This window comes from Spongiactinospora sp. TRM90649 (genome assembly GCF_029382225.1).
Taxonomy (GTDB): Bacteria; Actinomycetota; Actinomycetes; order Streptosporangiales; family Streptosporangiaceae; genus Spongiactinospora.
The window spans coordinates 78,233-90,700 of sequence record NZ_JARLTC010000021.1 but is presented as its reverse complement, the minus strand read 5'-3'; the positions used below and the strand labels follow the sequence as shown (position 1 = coordinate 90,700).

General features: G+C 72.7%; 12 protein-coding genes. 8 read left to right on the top strand and 4 right to left on the bottom strand.

Going from position 1 to position 12,468, the window contains the following annotated elements; all coding sequences use genetic code 11:
• Positions 1–36: 36 nt before the first annotated feature.
• The 6 genes from P3X83_RS24195 (at position 37) to P3X83_RS24170 (ending at position 7,083) form a co-directional block, all read left to right on the top strand.
• The gene (locus tag P3X83_RS24195) at positions 37–1,089 is read left to right on the top strand and encodes an iron ABC transporter permease (protein WP_277307477.1); all 1,053 of its coding nucleotides are present in this window, start codon (positions 37–39) and stop codon (positions 1,087–1,089) included.
• A 2-nt stretch (positions 1,090–1,091) separates the two neighbouring features.
• Positions 1,092–1,865 carry an ABC transporter ATP-binding protein gene (locus P3X83_RS24190; RefSeq protein ID WP_277307476.1) on the top strand — a complete coding sequence of 258 codons (774 nt, stop codon included), beginning with the start codon at positions 1,092–1,094 and terminating at the stop codon, positions 1,863–1,865.
• 45 nt (positions 1,866–1,910) lie between these two features.
• Positions 1,911–2,681: an adenosylcobinamide amidohydrolase gene (locus tag P3X83_RS24185; RefSeq protein ID WP_346742743.1), complete on the top strand. Its 771-nt coding sequence runs from the start codon at positions 1,911–1,913 to the stop codon at positions 2,679–2,681.
• A 203-nt stretch (positions 2,682–2,884) separates the two neighbouring features.
• A complete protein-coding gene (locus P3X83_RS24180; RefSeq protein WP_277307475.1) occupies positions 2,885–4,573 on the top strand; it encodes a hypothetical protein in 1,689 nt (562 codons plus the stop codon).
• Complete coding sequence (locus tag P3X83_RS24175) at positions 4,573–6,228, top strand: serine/threonine-protein kinase (RefSeq protein WP_277307474.1); 1,656 nt, start codon at positions 4,573–4,575, stop codon at positions 6,226–6,228. Before P3X83_RS24180 ends, P3X83_RS24175 begins: the two co-directional genes overlap by 1 nt.
• Positions 6,229–6,399: 171 nt before the next feature.
• Positions 6,400–7,083, top strand: a complete 684-nt coding sequence (locus P3X83_RS24170) for a response regulator transcription factor (RefSeq protein WP_277307473.1) — start codon at positions 6,400–6,402, stop codon at positions 7,081–7,083.
• Here P3X83_RS24170 and P3X83_RS24165 read toward each other — a convergent pair.
• Positions 7,005–7,727 carry a hypothetical protein gene (locus tag P3X83_RS24165; protein WP_277307472.1) on the bottom strand — a complete coding sequence of 241 codons (723 nt, stop codon included), beginning with the start codon at positions 7,725–7,727 and terminating at the stop codon, positions 7,005–7,007. The genes P3X83_RS24170 and P3X83_RS24165 overlap by 79 nt on opposite strands.
• Positions 7,728–8,050: 323 nt before the next feature.
• Here P3X83_RS24165 and P3X83_RS24160 point away from each other — a divergent pair, with 323 nt between their 5' ends.
• Both P3X83_RS24160 and P3X83_RS24155 read left to right on the top strand, forming a co-directional pair.
• Entirely contained in the window at positions 8,051–8,722 is a 672-nt protein-coding gene (locus P3X83_RS24160) for an SDR family NAD(P)-dependent oxidoreductase (protein WP_277307471.1), read from the top strand.
• Complete coding sequence (locus P3X83_RS24155; RefSeq protein ID WP_277307470.1) at positions 8,719–9,780, top strand: beta-eliminating lyase-related protein; 1,062 nt, start codon at positions 8,719–8,721, stop codon at positions 9,778–9,780. Before P3X83_RS24160 ends, P3X83_RS24155 begins: the two co-directional genes overlap by 4 nt.
• A gap of 5 nt (positions 9,781–9,785) precedes the next feature.
• On the opposite strand, the gene P3X83_RS24150 is transcribed toward P3X83_RS24155, so the two are convergent.
• The 3 genes from P3X83_RS24150 to P3X83_RS24140 all read right to left on the bottom strand — a co-directional run bounded on the left by P3X83_RS24150 (position 9,786) and on the right by P3X83_RS24140 (position 12,297).
• On the bottom strand, positions 9,786–11,198 hold the full coding sequence (locus tag P3X83_RS24150) for an NAD(P)/FAD-dependent oxidoreductase (RefSeq protein ID WP_277307469.1): 1,413 nt from the start codon (positions 11,196–11,198) through the stop codon (positions 9,786–9,788).
• 70 nt (positions 11,199–11,268) lie between these two features.
• A complete protein-coding gene (locus P3X83_RS24145; protein ID WP_113980360.1) occupies positions 11,269–11,565 on the bottom strand; it encodes a DUF3467 domain-containing protein in 297 nt (98 codons plus the stop codon).
• Between the two features lie 63 nt (positions 11,566–11,628).
• The gene (locus P3X83_RS24140) at positions 11,629–12,297 is read right to left on the bottom strand and encodes a DUF305 domain-containing protein (RefSeq protein WP_277307468.1); all 669 of its coding nucleotides are present in this window, start codon (positions 12,295–12,297) and stop codon (positions 11,629–11,631) included.
• Between the last annotated feature and the right edge of the window lie 171 nt (positions 12,298–12,468).

The window sequence follows — 12,468 nt, the reverse complement described above, 5'->3', positions numbered from 1 at the left end:
GCACCACCTCTCCCTGACCCACCCCCGCCGGGCGCGATGGTGGTGAGTACGCGGGAGCGGAGCACGGTGCGGCTGCGGCCCTGGTGGATCGTGGCCGCGCTGGTGCTCCTCACAGCCGCCCTCCTGGCCGGGCTGCTGGCCGGGGCGGCGGGCCTGCCGGTGCGCGGCGTGGTGCTGCAACTGGCCGACTGGCTGCCGTTCGTCTCGGTGGACTCCGGGCTGGCCCCCATCGAGCAGGGGCTGCTGCTGGAGCTCCGGCTGCCCCGGGTGCTGCTCGCCGCGGTGGTCGGCGGGCTGCTGGCCGTGGCCGGAGCCGGATACCAGGGGGTGTTCCGCAACCCGCTGGCCGATCCGTACCTGCTGGGCGCGGCGGCGGGCGCGGGCCTGACGGTGACGCTGGCGATCGTGCTGGTGGGCGGGGACGCGGCGTCGGCTGCGGTGCCGCCGATGGCGTTCGTGGGCGCGATCGGCGGCGTGCTGCTGGCGTACGCGCTCGGCCGCAGCGCGCGGCGCGGCGGCGACGGGACGGCCACGCTGGTGCTGGCCGGGGTCGCGGTCACCTCGTTCCTGACCGCCATCCAGACGTTCGTCCAGCAGCTCCGGGTGGAGGAGCTGCAGCGCATCTACGCCTGGATCCTCGGCGACGTCGCCGGGGGATGGGAGGACCTGCGGCTGATCGCGCCGTACGCGCTCGTCGCGGCGGGGGCGATGCTGCTGCACGGCCGCATGCTGGACGTGCTGTCGGTGGGCGACGACGAGGCGGTGAGCCTGGGCGTGCGGGCGAGCCGGGTACGGCTGGCCGTCCTGCTCGCCGCGTGCCTGGCCACGGCGGCTGCCGTGGCGGTCAGCGGGCTGATCGCGTTCGTCGGCATCGTGATCCCGCACGTGGTGAGACGCCTGGCGGGCGGGTCGTACCGGATCGTGCTGCCGCTGTCCCTGATCGGCGGCGCGGCGTTCCTGGTGCTCGCGGACCTGGTGGCGCGGACCGTGCTGGCCCCCGCCGAGCTGCCGATCGGCGTGGTCACCGCGTTCGTCGGCGCGCCGTTCTTCGTGTTCGTGCTGCGGGTCACCCGGCGGGTGGAGACGTGAGCATGATCTCGGTCACGGACCTCACGGTGACCCTCGACGGCCGCCAGGTGCTCGGCGGCGTCGATCTCGCCGTGGCGCGCGGCGGCTGGCTGGCGGTGATCGGCCCCAACGGGGCCGGGAAGTCGACGCTGCTGCGCGCGCTGGCCGGAGTGCTGGCCGGCCGGGGGGAGATCCTGCTGGACGGCGAGCCCGCCACCGGCCTCACCCCGCGCGGCCGGGCCCGGCTGGTCGCCTTCGCCCCGCAGACCCCGGCGCTGCCGCCGGACATGACGGTCTTCGACTACGCATTGCTCGGCCGCACGCCGTACATCTCCTACCTGGGGCGGGAGAGCAGGAGCGACCGCGAGGTCACAGAAGGGGTACTGGAACGCCTGGACCTGGGCGCGTTCGCCGCCCGGCGGCTGGGTCACCTGTCGGGCGGGGAGCGGCAGCGCGTGGTGATCGCCAGGGCGCTCGTCCAGCAGGCCCCGGTGCTGCTGCTCGACGAGCCGACCACGGCCCTCGACCTGGGGCACCAGCAGCAGGTCCTGGAGCTGGTGGACCGGCTCCGGCTGGCCGACCGGCTCACGGTGATCTCCACGCTGCACGACCTGAGCGTGGCGGGCCAGTACGCCGACACCATGACGCTGCTGGCCGACGGCGCCTCGGTGGCCTCGGGGACCCCGGCCCAGGTGCTGACCGAGGAACTGATCGCGGCCCACTTCGGCGCGAACGTGAAGGTCGAGGCGGGCCCGGACGGCAGGCCCCAGGTGCATCTGATGCGAAGGGATCGGTGATCACGGGTGTGTCCTGAGTGCGCTGACGGCGGTTGCCCCGCATGCGTGCGGCCGGCCGCCATGGGCCCCCGGCCGGTGCTGAGCCGCCGGACCGAGGACGGCGAGCCGCTCGGCGCGCTGCTGTGGGAGTTCGGCCCTGGCTGGCGGATGATCTCCTCCGCGATGCTCGGCGGCGGCATCGGGCCGCGCGAGTGGGTGCTGAACGCGCAGGTGGTGGCCGGGTACGCGCGGATGGACCCGGTGGAGCACCTGACCGGCCTGGCGCCGCCGGGCACACCGGGCGTGGGGATGATGACCGCCGCGCACGTCGAGCGGTACGCGCTGTGCGAGGACGGCGGGGTCCGGGCGGTGGCCACGGTGGGGCTGCGGGTGCCGACCTGGGCGGCGGCCCCGGCGGACGTGCCCGACCTGGAGCTGGCGCCGATGGTGGGCGGCGGCGGGGCGCCCGCGCCCGGCACGATCAACATCGTGGTGGCGGTGCCCGCTCCGATGACCGACGCCGCGCTGGTCAACGCGGTGATGACGGTGACGGAGGCCAAGACGCAGGCGCTCGCGGAGGTGGGCTTCCCCGGCACGGGGACCGCCTCGGACGCGGTGTGCGTGGGCGTCCGCGATCCCGGCGCCCCGGCGCGGCACGACTCGCCGGGGGCGGAGGAACTGTTCGGCGGGCCCCGGTCGCACTGGGGGGCGCGGGTCGCGCGGGCCGTCCACGCCGCGGTACGGCGGGGCGCCGCCGACTGGGCGGCGTTCGCCGCGCGGGACGGCGTCGGCTGGGACGCCGCTCCGCCCTTCCTGTCACGTTCCAGTGAAACGTGACCAGGACTCACATAAGCAGATTGCCCTGGTGAACCAATTTGGTAACGCCTTTTGGTGTTTCGCCCGTGTCCACCCATAAAAGTATTGACTTATGTCGTCCGGTTGGGAACCTTGTCGTATCCCGTTGGCTGCTCCCGTGGGGGGAAGGCGTGATGCGGCGCCCTGGCCCGTTGACCCTGCTCGCGTTAGGCACTCTCACCGCCGTGACCGGTCTGTCCGGCGCGGCCGTCCCCGCGTGGGCGCATGAGCATCCCAGCGGCATCACCGACCTCGTCACCCCCGCGCTCGTGCGGGTCGAGGCCGTCTCGCACGTGAAGGTCACGCTGCTGGATCACATCGGCAAGCTTCAGCATGTGGAGCGGTCCTACGACGTACCGATCGGCACGGGGACCGGGTTCGTGGTGAACCCGGAGGGCGCGGTGGTCACGCTGACCAACGTGGTGAAGACGGACGATGACGTGGCGGTGTACGCGGCCAACAAGATCTTCGCCGAGCACCACAAGGTGGACATCGACGATGACTTCGACCGGCACACCCTGAAGGACGAGTTGCTCAACCGGCATCTGCAGGAGTGCTACCCGCCGAAGACGTCGACCACGAGTTGCCTGACTGAAGTATCCACCCGGATTAAGATATTTCCGAATATCCTGCCCACCGAAAAGGAGGGCATCTCCGCCGAGATCGCGCACACCGGTGACCAGCCGGAAGCCCCGGCGGTGCTCCTGCCCACCGGGCGCGCGGAGGGCGGCACCGGGATGCCGACCGCGCCGCTCGCCGTCCAGGTGCCCGACAAGGCCGGATCCCCGGTCTCGGTCGCCGGGTTCACCGGACGGCCCGCGGCCGACCGCCCGCACACGATCGACATCGCCCACCTGGACGCGGGCGGCTCCGGCAGCTCCGGCAGGCCGTTCAAGAACCCCGAAGGCAAGGTCGACGAGCCCGCGAAGATGGGCGCGCTGATCGACAAGGGGCTCAGCGGGGCACCGGTCATCGGCGACAAGGACGGCGCGGTCGTCGGCGTCCTCGCGGGAGGCGGCTCCGAAGGCCGCATGATCGGCGTCAGGGAGGTCACCAAGGCGCTGGCCGAGGCCAAGGTCAAGCCCAGGCGCGGCCCGATCGACGCCGCCTTCGAGGTGGCGCTGACCCGCTTCCACACCAAGTACTACGGTGACGCCGTACCGGCGCTGGGGCGCGTCCTGGAGCTGTATCCGGGGCACGTGATCGCGACCCGCTACCTCAAGACCGCCCAGGAGAAGCGCGACGGCAAGGAGGACGCGGGGGCCAAGGCGGCGGTGCCCCCGAGCACCGGCGGCGGCATCCCGCTGTGGCCGTTCATCGCCGGGGCGGGACTGCTGGTCCTGATCGTGCTCGGCGTCGCCCTGCTCCTGCTGCGCCGCCGCGCCAAGGACGAGGACACGGGCGTACCGACATCGGCCCCCGCCTCAGCGGCGCGGGCTCCGATGGTGCCCGAACCCGTGGCCTCCGCCGCACCACCGACGGGACCATCGACCGGCCCATCCACGAGCCCATCCACTGGCCCATCCACTGGCCCGCCGACCGGGCCGCGGATGCCCGTGCCGTCTCCGGGTGAGGACCCGTCGCGGGGCGAGCCGTCCCCCACCGACGTGACACGGATCGTCTCCCGAGCGTCCTTCCCCGCCCCGTCCGCCCCGCAGACCGGTCCGATCCCGGCCGAGCAGGGCGGCGCCCAGTCCCAGCCGCTGCTCACCGCCCGGCCACCGGTCCAGCCCGCCCAGCCGTCAAAGGCGCCCGTCTCCACCACCCAGCAGGGCGCGACGGGCAAGACGCAGCGGTTCTGCACCGCCTGCGGGATGGGCATGGGCCCGGCGCACCGGTTCTGCGGCTACTGCGGTCACCCGGCCGAGACGTGATGCCGGTGAACGAGCGCTCCCTGATCGGCCAGGAGGTGGCCGGCTACCAGGTCGAGGAGATCATCGGCAAGGGCGGCATGGCCGTGGTCTACCTCGCCACCGACCCCCGGCTCAGCCGCCGCGTGGCCCTGAAGATCCTGCACCCGGTGCTGAGCACCGACGACCGGTTCCGCCAGCGCTTCGTGCTGGAGTCACGCACCGTCGCCGGAATCGACCACCCCAACATCATCCCGATCTACGAGGCCAACGCGGACGGCGAACTGCTCTACATCGCCATGCGCTACGTGGACGGCATGGACCTGCGGCGGCTCTTCATGGACCGCGGCCCGCTGGAGATCAGCCAGGTCAACCGGATCTTCGCGCAGGTGGCCGCCGCGCTGGACACCGCGCACGCGCACGACCTGATCCACCGCGACATCAAGCCCGCCAACATCCTGGTCGCCGGGGGAACGAACGCCGAGCACGTCTACCTCACCGACTTCGGCATCACCAAGCACCGCACGTCGATCTCCGGGCTGACCCAGACCGATCAGTTCATCGGCACCCCCCGCTACATGGCGCCCGAGCAGATCAACAAGGACACTATCGACGGCCGCTGCGACCAGTACGCGCTGGCCTGCGTGGTCTACGAGGCGATGGCCGGGCGCCTGCCGTTCCAGCGGGACAACGACATCGCGCTGCTGTGGGCGCACCTGGCCGAGGCCCCGGCCCCGCTCAGCTCGCTGCGCCCGGAACTGCCGCTGGAAGTGGACGGCGTGATGGCGCGGGCCCTCGCCAAGTCGCCCGACCAGCGCTTCGCGAGCTGCGGGGAGTTCGTCGCCGAACTGCGCGACGCGATCGGCGGCAGGAGCACCGGCACCTTCTCGATGCCCGTCGGGTCGCCGGTCGCACCCCCCGTAGCGCCGCCCACGGCGTCACCCATTGGCGCTCCCGTGGCGGCCGACCCCGTGCCGCAGTCGTGGCCGGGCTCGCCGGTCACCGGACCATCGGCCGGAACCCCCACCGTCCCGGTCGCCGCGCCGCCCAAGGCGCGCGGCGGGCGCAAGGGCATCCTGATCGGGGCCTCGGCGGCCGTCGCGGTGATCGTGGCCGCGGCCGCGGTGCTGTCCATCATGCTGCGCGGCACAGGCGAGATCGAATGGGCCAGGTACGACGGGTCGAAGGCGGCTCCGCTGCGCTTCGACTACCCTCAGGACTGGACCACCAAGACGCACGCAGACCTGTTCACCGTCGCCTCGCCGCACGGGACGGAGTTCGAGCGGCTGTTCGTCACCCCGGTCAGCGCGGACTGGACCGAGACCAACCGGCTGCTGCGCGCCGACCCCGCCACCGCGACCGGCCTGTACGTGCAGGTTCTGGACACCCTCGACCCGAACGCCCAGGCCCAGGAGCTCCAGGAGACCCTCCAGTCGTCGATGCCCGGCGGCGTGAGCATCACCTCGGGCGTGGTGCAGGTGTCGGTCGGCGGGCGTCCCGCCGTGCGCATCGAGGGCGCTCTCGCCGACCCCCAGGGCGGCGGACGGCTGGACTTCGTCGGCTACGCGATCGACCGTCAGGGGGCCGCTGCGTTGCTGGTGTACTTCTGCGCCCCGAACACCTGCCAGGACACGGTCGCGCAGCGGATCGCCGGGAGCGTGGATCTGCTGCCCGGCTGAGGACGGCCCGGGCCGGACGGGCCGTCACACCGGCCTTCACACTTGGGGCTCACTTGCAAGCCGGTTGGCTGGGTGATTTGTCCGGTATGCAAGGGGGCCTGTGCGGGTTTAGGCTCCGGAAGACGTGCTCCTGGAGGTGCAGGGATGGGTACGAAGCCCCCGATCCGCATCATGATCGCAGACGATCAGGCGATGGTCCGCGCCGGTCTGCGCATGGTGCTCGAATCCGAAGAGGACATGCGGGTGGTCGGGGAGGCGGCCGACGGCGTGGACGCGGTGGCCGTCGCCCGCCGTACCGAACCCGACATCGTGCTCATGGACCTGCAGATGCCCCGCATGGACGGCCTGGCCGCGACCACGGAACTGCTCTCCCGCCCCAACCCGCCCAAGGTGGTCGTGCTCACCACCTTCGACACCGACGAGAACCTCTACGCCGCGCTGCGCGCCGGGGTCAGCGGCTTCCTGCTGAAGGTCTCCCCGCCCGAACAGCTCGTCGAGGGCGTCCGGGTGGTCGCCGCGGGCGAGGCGCTGCTCGACCCCGCCATCACCACCCGGGTGATCGCCTCCTTCGCCGGCCGTCACGACCCGGTCCCGCCGCCGCGCCTGGCCGAGCTGACCCCGCGCGAGCTGGAGGTGCTGCGCCTGCTCGCCAGGGGCCGCAGCAACGCCGAGATCGCCGGAGAGCTGTTCGTGGGAGAGGCCACCGTGAAGACGCATGTCGCGCGGGTGCTGATGAAGCTGCACCTGCGCGACCGCGCCCAGGCGGTGGTCTTCGCCTACGAGGCCGGGGTCGTGCGCCCCGGCTCGGCCACCGGGTCCACCGGGGTCGCCGGGTCGCGCAGCGCCACCGGATAGCCCGCCGCCCACTCCTCGGCCGTCATCCGCAGGATCCGCACCCCGACGGCGCCCAGCGCCACGGCGGGCGCCACCCAGAACGGGATGGTCAGCGGCCCGTAGGGCACCAGCATCGAGCCGCCCAGCCCGGCGATCACCACGGTGGGCACCCACCAGTGCACCGCTCCCGCCCGCCACACGGCGACCGTCAGCAGCGGCAGCCCGATGAAGCCGAGCCACAGCCACGGAATGGTGAAACCGAAGGTCACACCGGGCAGGTCGAGCACCTCGTTGGTGAGGCGCTCGGCCTCCTCGGCCGGGTAGCGCGCGCCGAACCACCACGACACCGGGTCGGTGAGCAGCAGCGCCGACATGCTGATGTATCCGACGACGGTCATGGTCCCGGCGATGTTGCCGAACACCACGGCCCGGCGGCGGGTCAAGTGCATCAGCCCGAAGGCGGCGATCGCGGTCAGAATCCAGCTCCAGTGGTAGAGCACCGACTGGAGCTGGGCCAGCGCCGGGTTGTCGCCGAAGCTGACGGCCTCCCGGTCGTCGCCCCAGGTGCCGGGGTCCACGACGACGGCCGCCGCCTGCAGCAGCGGGGCGACGATCAGCAGCACTCCGCTGGAGACGCGCCTGAACCTGGTCGAGTCATTGAGCATGGCGGCCCCCCATGGTCGCGTTCGTTTCCACGGTCCGGCCGTGACCGATGTGGCCGCCGTACCGTCCGGGCTCGGACGCTACCTGCCGGAATGTTCCCGGGGCGTCCGCCGTACGGGGGACCGGCCGTCCGTCGCGCGGGGGAATTCGGGCCGTCCGGCGTGCCGGATTACGTGGAACCCGATCGCCCGGCGGTGTGGAATTCCGGAGGACGCGCGTCGTCACCGGGGCCGCGGCTCGCGGACGAAGTCCGGTTGCGCCTGTTCCGAGGGGCATCGCGCCGTAAGCTCTGTCACGTCGTCGAATCCACGGAGGGGATCCGCTGATGAGCGCGAAGGTGGTCGTCGTCACGGGGGCGGGAGGTCCGGCGGGACAGGCCGTCGTGCGCCGCCTGTCCGCCGAGGGGGACACGGTCGTGGCGGTGGACCACCGCCCGCATCCCGAGGTCGCGGGCGTCCAGCAGGTCACCGTCGACCTGCTGGAGCCGCACGCGGTGGGCGACCTCGCCCGCCAGGTCGCCGCCGAGTACGGCCGGGTGGACGGCGTCGTGCACCTGGTCGGCGGCTGGCGCGGCGCCAAGACCTTCGGCGAGGCCTCGCTCGAAGACTGGGAGGTGCTGCACGACCTGCTGATCCGCACGCTCCAGCACGTCTCCCTGGCCTTCGACCCGCTGCTGTCCCGCAGCGACAACGGCCGGTTCGTGATCGTCTCGGCGAAGGTCGCCCAGGCGCCCACCCAAGGCAGCGCCGCCTACGCCGCGGCCAAGGCCGCCGCCGAGGCATGGACGCTCGCCATGGCCGACGCCTACGAGGGCACCGGCGCCGCAGCCACCATCCTCGTGGTCAACGCCATCGTTCACGACGCCATGCGCGCCGAGAACCCCGAGGCCACCTTCCCCGGCTTCACCGACGTCGAGGACCTTGCGGAGATGGTCGCGGGCCTGTGGGAGGCCCCCGTCAAGGAGGTCAACGGCCGCCGCCTGGACCTCTCCAAGTGACCTTCGCACGCCGCCACGACCCGGCCGCCCGCGGCTTCGCCAGCGACAACCACGCCGGCGTCCACCCGGAGGTGCTGCGGGCGATCGCGCTGGCCAACGAGGGCCACCAGCCCGCCTACGGCGACGACGTCTACACCGAGGCGATGGGCGAGGCGTTTCGCGCCCACTTCGGGGCCGGCGCGCAGGTCTGGCCGGTGTTCAACGGCACCGGCGCCAACGTGGTCGGGCTGCGCGCCATGTGCGCCCCCTGGGAGGCCGTGATCTGCGCGGAGAGCGCCCACGTCAACACCGACGAGGGCGGGGCTCCCGAGGTCACCGGCGGGCTCAAGCTGCTCACCGTGCCCACCCCGGACGGCCGGCTCACCCCCGACCTGATCGACCGGCGGGCCATCGGGTTCGGCGACCCGCACCGGGCCCAGCCCAGGGTCGTGTCCATCTCCAACGCGACCGAGCTGGGCACGATCTACACCCCGGAGGAGACCAGGGCGATCTGCGAGCACGCCCACGGGCTCGGGCTGGCCGTCCACCTCGACGGCGCGCGCCTGGCCAACGCCGCCGCCGCGCTCGACGTGCCGCTGGCCGCGCTGAGCACCGACGCGGGCGTGGACGTGCTCTCCTTCGGCGGCACCAAGTCCGGCCTGCTGTACGGCGAGGCCGTCGTGGTGCTCGACCCCGGGGCCGCGCGCGGCGTGGAGTACGTCCGCAAGACGGCCATGCAGCTCGCCTCCAAGTCGCGGTTCGTGGCCGCCCAGTTCGAGGCGCTGCTCGGCGGCGACCTGTGGCTGCGCAACGCCCGGCGGGCCAACGCGATGGCGGCGCGGCTGGGCCGGGCGGTGGCCGACGTGCCCGGCGTCCGCGTCACGCGGCCGGTCGAGGCCAACGTGGTCTTCGCGGTGCTCCCGCCGGCGGCGTCGGCCCGGCTGAGCAAGCGGTTCCCCTTCTACGTCTGGGACGAACCGGCGGGCGAGGTCCGCTGGATGTGCGCGTTCGACACCACGGAAGACGACGTGGACGCCTTCGCGGCGGCCGTCGCCGAGGAGATGGGCGGCACCGGGTAGGCGGGTCAGGGCTCCCGCAGCGCGAGGCGGGCGGCCTGCCGTCCGCCCATGCCGTGCGCGCCGCCGCCCGGCGGCGTGCTGGAGGAGCACAGGTAGACGCCCCGCAGCGGGGTGCACCACGGGCGGGGGGAGAGCACGGGACGGCAGGCGAACTGCCACAGGCTGGCCAGCCCGCCGCCGATGTCGCCACCGACCAGATTGGGGTTGCGCCGCTCCAGCTCGGCCGGGCCCCTGGCGGCGCGCGCCAGCACCAGGTCGCGGAAACCGGGCGCGAACCGCTCGATCTGCGCCTCGATCGCCTCGGTCATGTCCACGGTGGAGCCGTTCGGCACATGGCAGTAGGCCCAGAGGGTGTGCCGGCCCTCGGGGGCGCGGGACGGATCGGCCGCGCACGGCTGCACCAGCAGCACATAGGGCCGCCGGGGATGCCGCCCGGCCGTCACCTCGGCCTCGCTGAGCGCGATCTCGGCGAACGTGCCGCCGAGATGGACGGTGCCCGCGCGGGCCACGGCAGGATCGCGCCAGGGCACCGGGCCCGACAGCGCCCAGTCGAGCTTGAACACCCCGGGGCCGTAGCGGAAGCGCGCCAGGCCGCGCCGGTAGCCGGGCGGCAGCCGGTGCCCGGCCATCCGCAGGAACTGGCGGGGGGTGACGTCGAGCAGCACGGTGCGCGCGGCGGGCAGTTCGGCGAGATCGCCGACCCATTGGCCGCTGACGGCCTCGCCGCCGAGCTCGCGCAGCCTGGCCACCATGGCGTCGGCGACGGTCTGGGAGCCGCCTCGCGCCACCGGCCAGCCCACCAGGTGGGCGAGCGTGGCCAGCGTCAGGCCGTATCCGGCGGAGAGCGCGGCACCCAGGTCGAGCATGGAATGCGCGGACATGCCCGCCAGAACCGCTCGCGCCCGCTCGCCGCGGAACACCGTGCGGGCCAGCGCCGTGGCGGGCAGCAGGCCGAGCGCGCCGAACCTGGCCGCCGCCAGCGGCGCCCCGGGCACCCCGAGCGGCGCGAGCAGCGTGTCGATCAGCGGCGTCCCGGCCCGCACGGCCGCGCCGACGGTCTCCAGCCAGGCGATGCCGTCGCGGCCCAGCCCGGCGGCCGTGCGGGCCGGATCGCGGTGCACCAGGACGGCCGGCCCGTCGTCGAGCGGGTGCGCGCCCGGGATATCCGGATGCGCGAAGTCGATCTTGAGATCCAGCTCCCGGAACGCGGGAGAGGCCAGCGTGACGGCGAGCACCGAGGCGCACACGTCGTGCGCGTAGCCCGGCAGCGTCAGCTCCTCGGTGCGCAGCCCGCCGCCGAACCGCTCGGCGCCCTCGACGAGCAGGACCCGCCGCCCGGCCGAGGCCAGCGTCAGCGCGCCGGTCAGCCCGTTGGGGCCGGAACCGACCACCACCGCGTCGAAACCGTCGGCCCGCACTCGTGCGCCTCCCCCCACAGAGCGCCCGGACATCCCGGATCGCTCATACCTTTCACGCCTTTCACGCCTTTCACACCTTGTGGCCGGTTTCCTTCTCATAGGCGGTGAGCTGCTGCTCCAGCGCCTTCATCAGCTCGAAGACCTGGCTGGGAGGGAGCCGGATGCGGCTGACGATGCGGGTCGGCACGCTCAGGATGCGTTGTCCCGACTGCGGGTCGCCGGTGAGCTGCGGTGGCCTCGTGATCACGGCGAAGTCGAGGACGAAACCATCGCGGGTGTGCCAGACCGATGCGAAGTTCGCGTACATTCCCGCTTCGACCTCGGCCGAGATGCTCACCTCAAGATGGCTCTCCGGCTCGTCGTTCACTGTCTCTCCGTCCTTCGCGGCTGTGGGGGTGGAGGGGGAGTGGTTCGCCCTGGAATCGGGACGTCAGTCGAGGATCGTCGGCAGCGGCGTCGCGCCGCGCTCACGGAGCATGTCGGTCATCAGCTTGATCTCGCCGCTCTGACCCTGGGTGATGTTCCTGGCCATGGTGGCGACCTCCTCGCGGTCGGACAGGCGCAGCAGCCCGTCGGCCATCTGCACGCCCCCCTCATGGTGTCGGATCATCAACTGCAGGAACAGGATCTCGGAGTCCTTGCCGGTGGCCTGTCGCAGCCGTTCCAGCTCGGCGGCGGACGCCATGCCCGGCATCGCCGTGCCGGAGGCCCCGGCCGTCCCCGGAGCACCGGCCGCGTGCCCGCCGTGCCCGGCCATCCACGCCATCCGCGGGCGCTCGCCCGCCTGGTTCAGCCCCCACTGCTGAAGCCAGGCCATGAACATGCCGCGCTGTGCGGTCTGCGTGATGATGATGTCACTGGTCAGCGAGCGGAGCCGTTCGTCCTTGGTCGCGTCGCGGGCGGCGAAGGCCATCTCGACGGCCTGGGCGTGGTGGAACGCCATGTCCCTGGCGAAGCCCGCCTCCGGCGAGGCGTCGGAGGGAGTGCCGTAGCGGCCGGCGAAGAGCAGGGCGGCGACGGCGGCGGCCACCACGACGCAGACGGTGACGATCAGCGTGCGGCGCCTGGGCCTGGCTGGGGTTTCAACAGGGACGTCCATCGTGCGCCCAGAGTACCCGCGATCTCCGGTAAGCGGCGTGAAGCAGGCGCAAGGCACCTTTATCCTCCACATACATAAGTTACGAATAAGGTGACCCCTACTTGGGCCCGCCGATGGAGGAACGATGTCGTCGAAGGAGAAATCGCAGGCGAGGCGTGAGCATCTCGCGCG

Coding starts and splice junctions, on each gene's coding strand:
- P3X83_RS24160 (WP_277307471.1), top strand. CDS start 8,051: ATGAGCGCGAAGGTGGTCGTCGTCACGGGGGCGGGAGGTCCGGCGGGA.
- P3X83_RS24165 (WP_277307472.1), bottom strand. CDS start 7,727: ATGCTCAATGACTCGACCAGGTTCAGGCGCGTCTCCAGCGGAGTGCTG.
- P3X83_RS24140 (WP_277307468.1), bottom strand. CDS start 12,297: ATGGACGTCCCTGTTGAAACCCCAGCCAGGCCCAGGCGCCGCACGCTG.
- P3X83_RS24195 (WP_277307477.1), top strand. CDS start 37: ATGGTGGTGAGTACGCGGGAGCGGAGCACGGTGCGGCTGCGGCCCTGG.
- P3X83_RS24175 (WP_277307474.1), top strand. CDS start 4,573: ATGCCGGTGAACGAGCGCTCCCTGATCGGCCAGGAGGTGGCCGGCTAC.
- P3X83_RS24190 (WP_277307476.1), top strand. CDS start 1,092: ATGATCTCGGTCACGGACCTCACGGTGACCCTCGACGGCCGCCAGGTG.
- P3X83_RS24170 (WP_277307473.1), top strand. CDS start 6,400: ATGATCGCAGACGATCAGGCGATGGTCCGCGCCGGTCTGCGCATGGTG.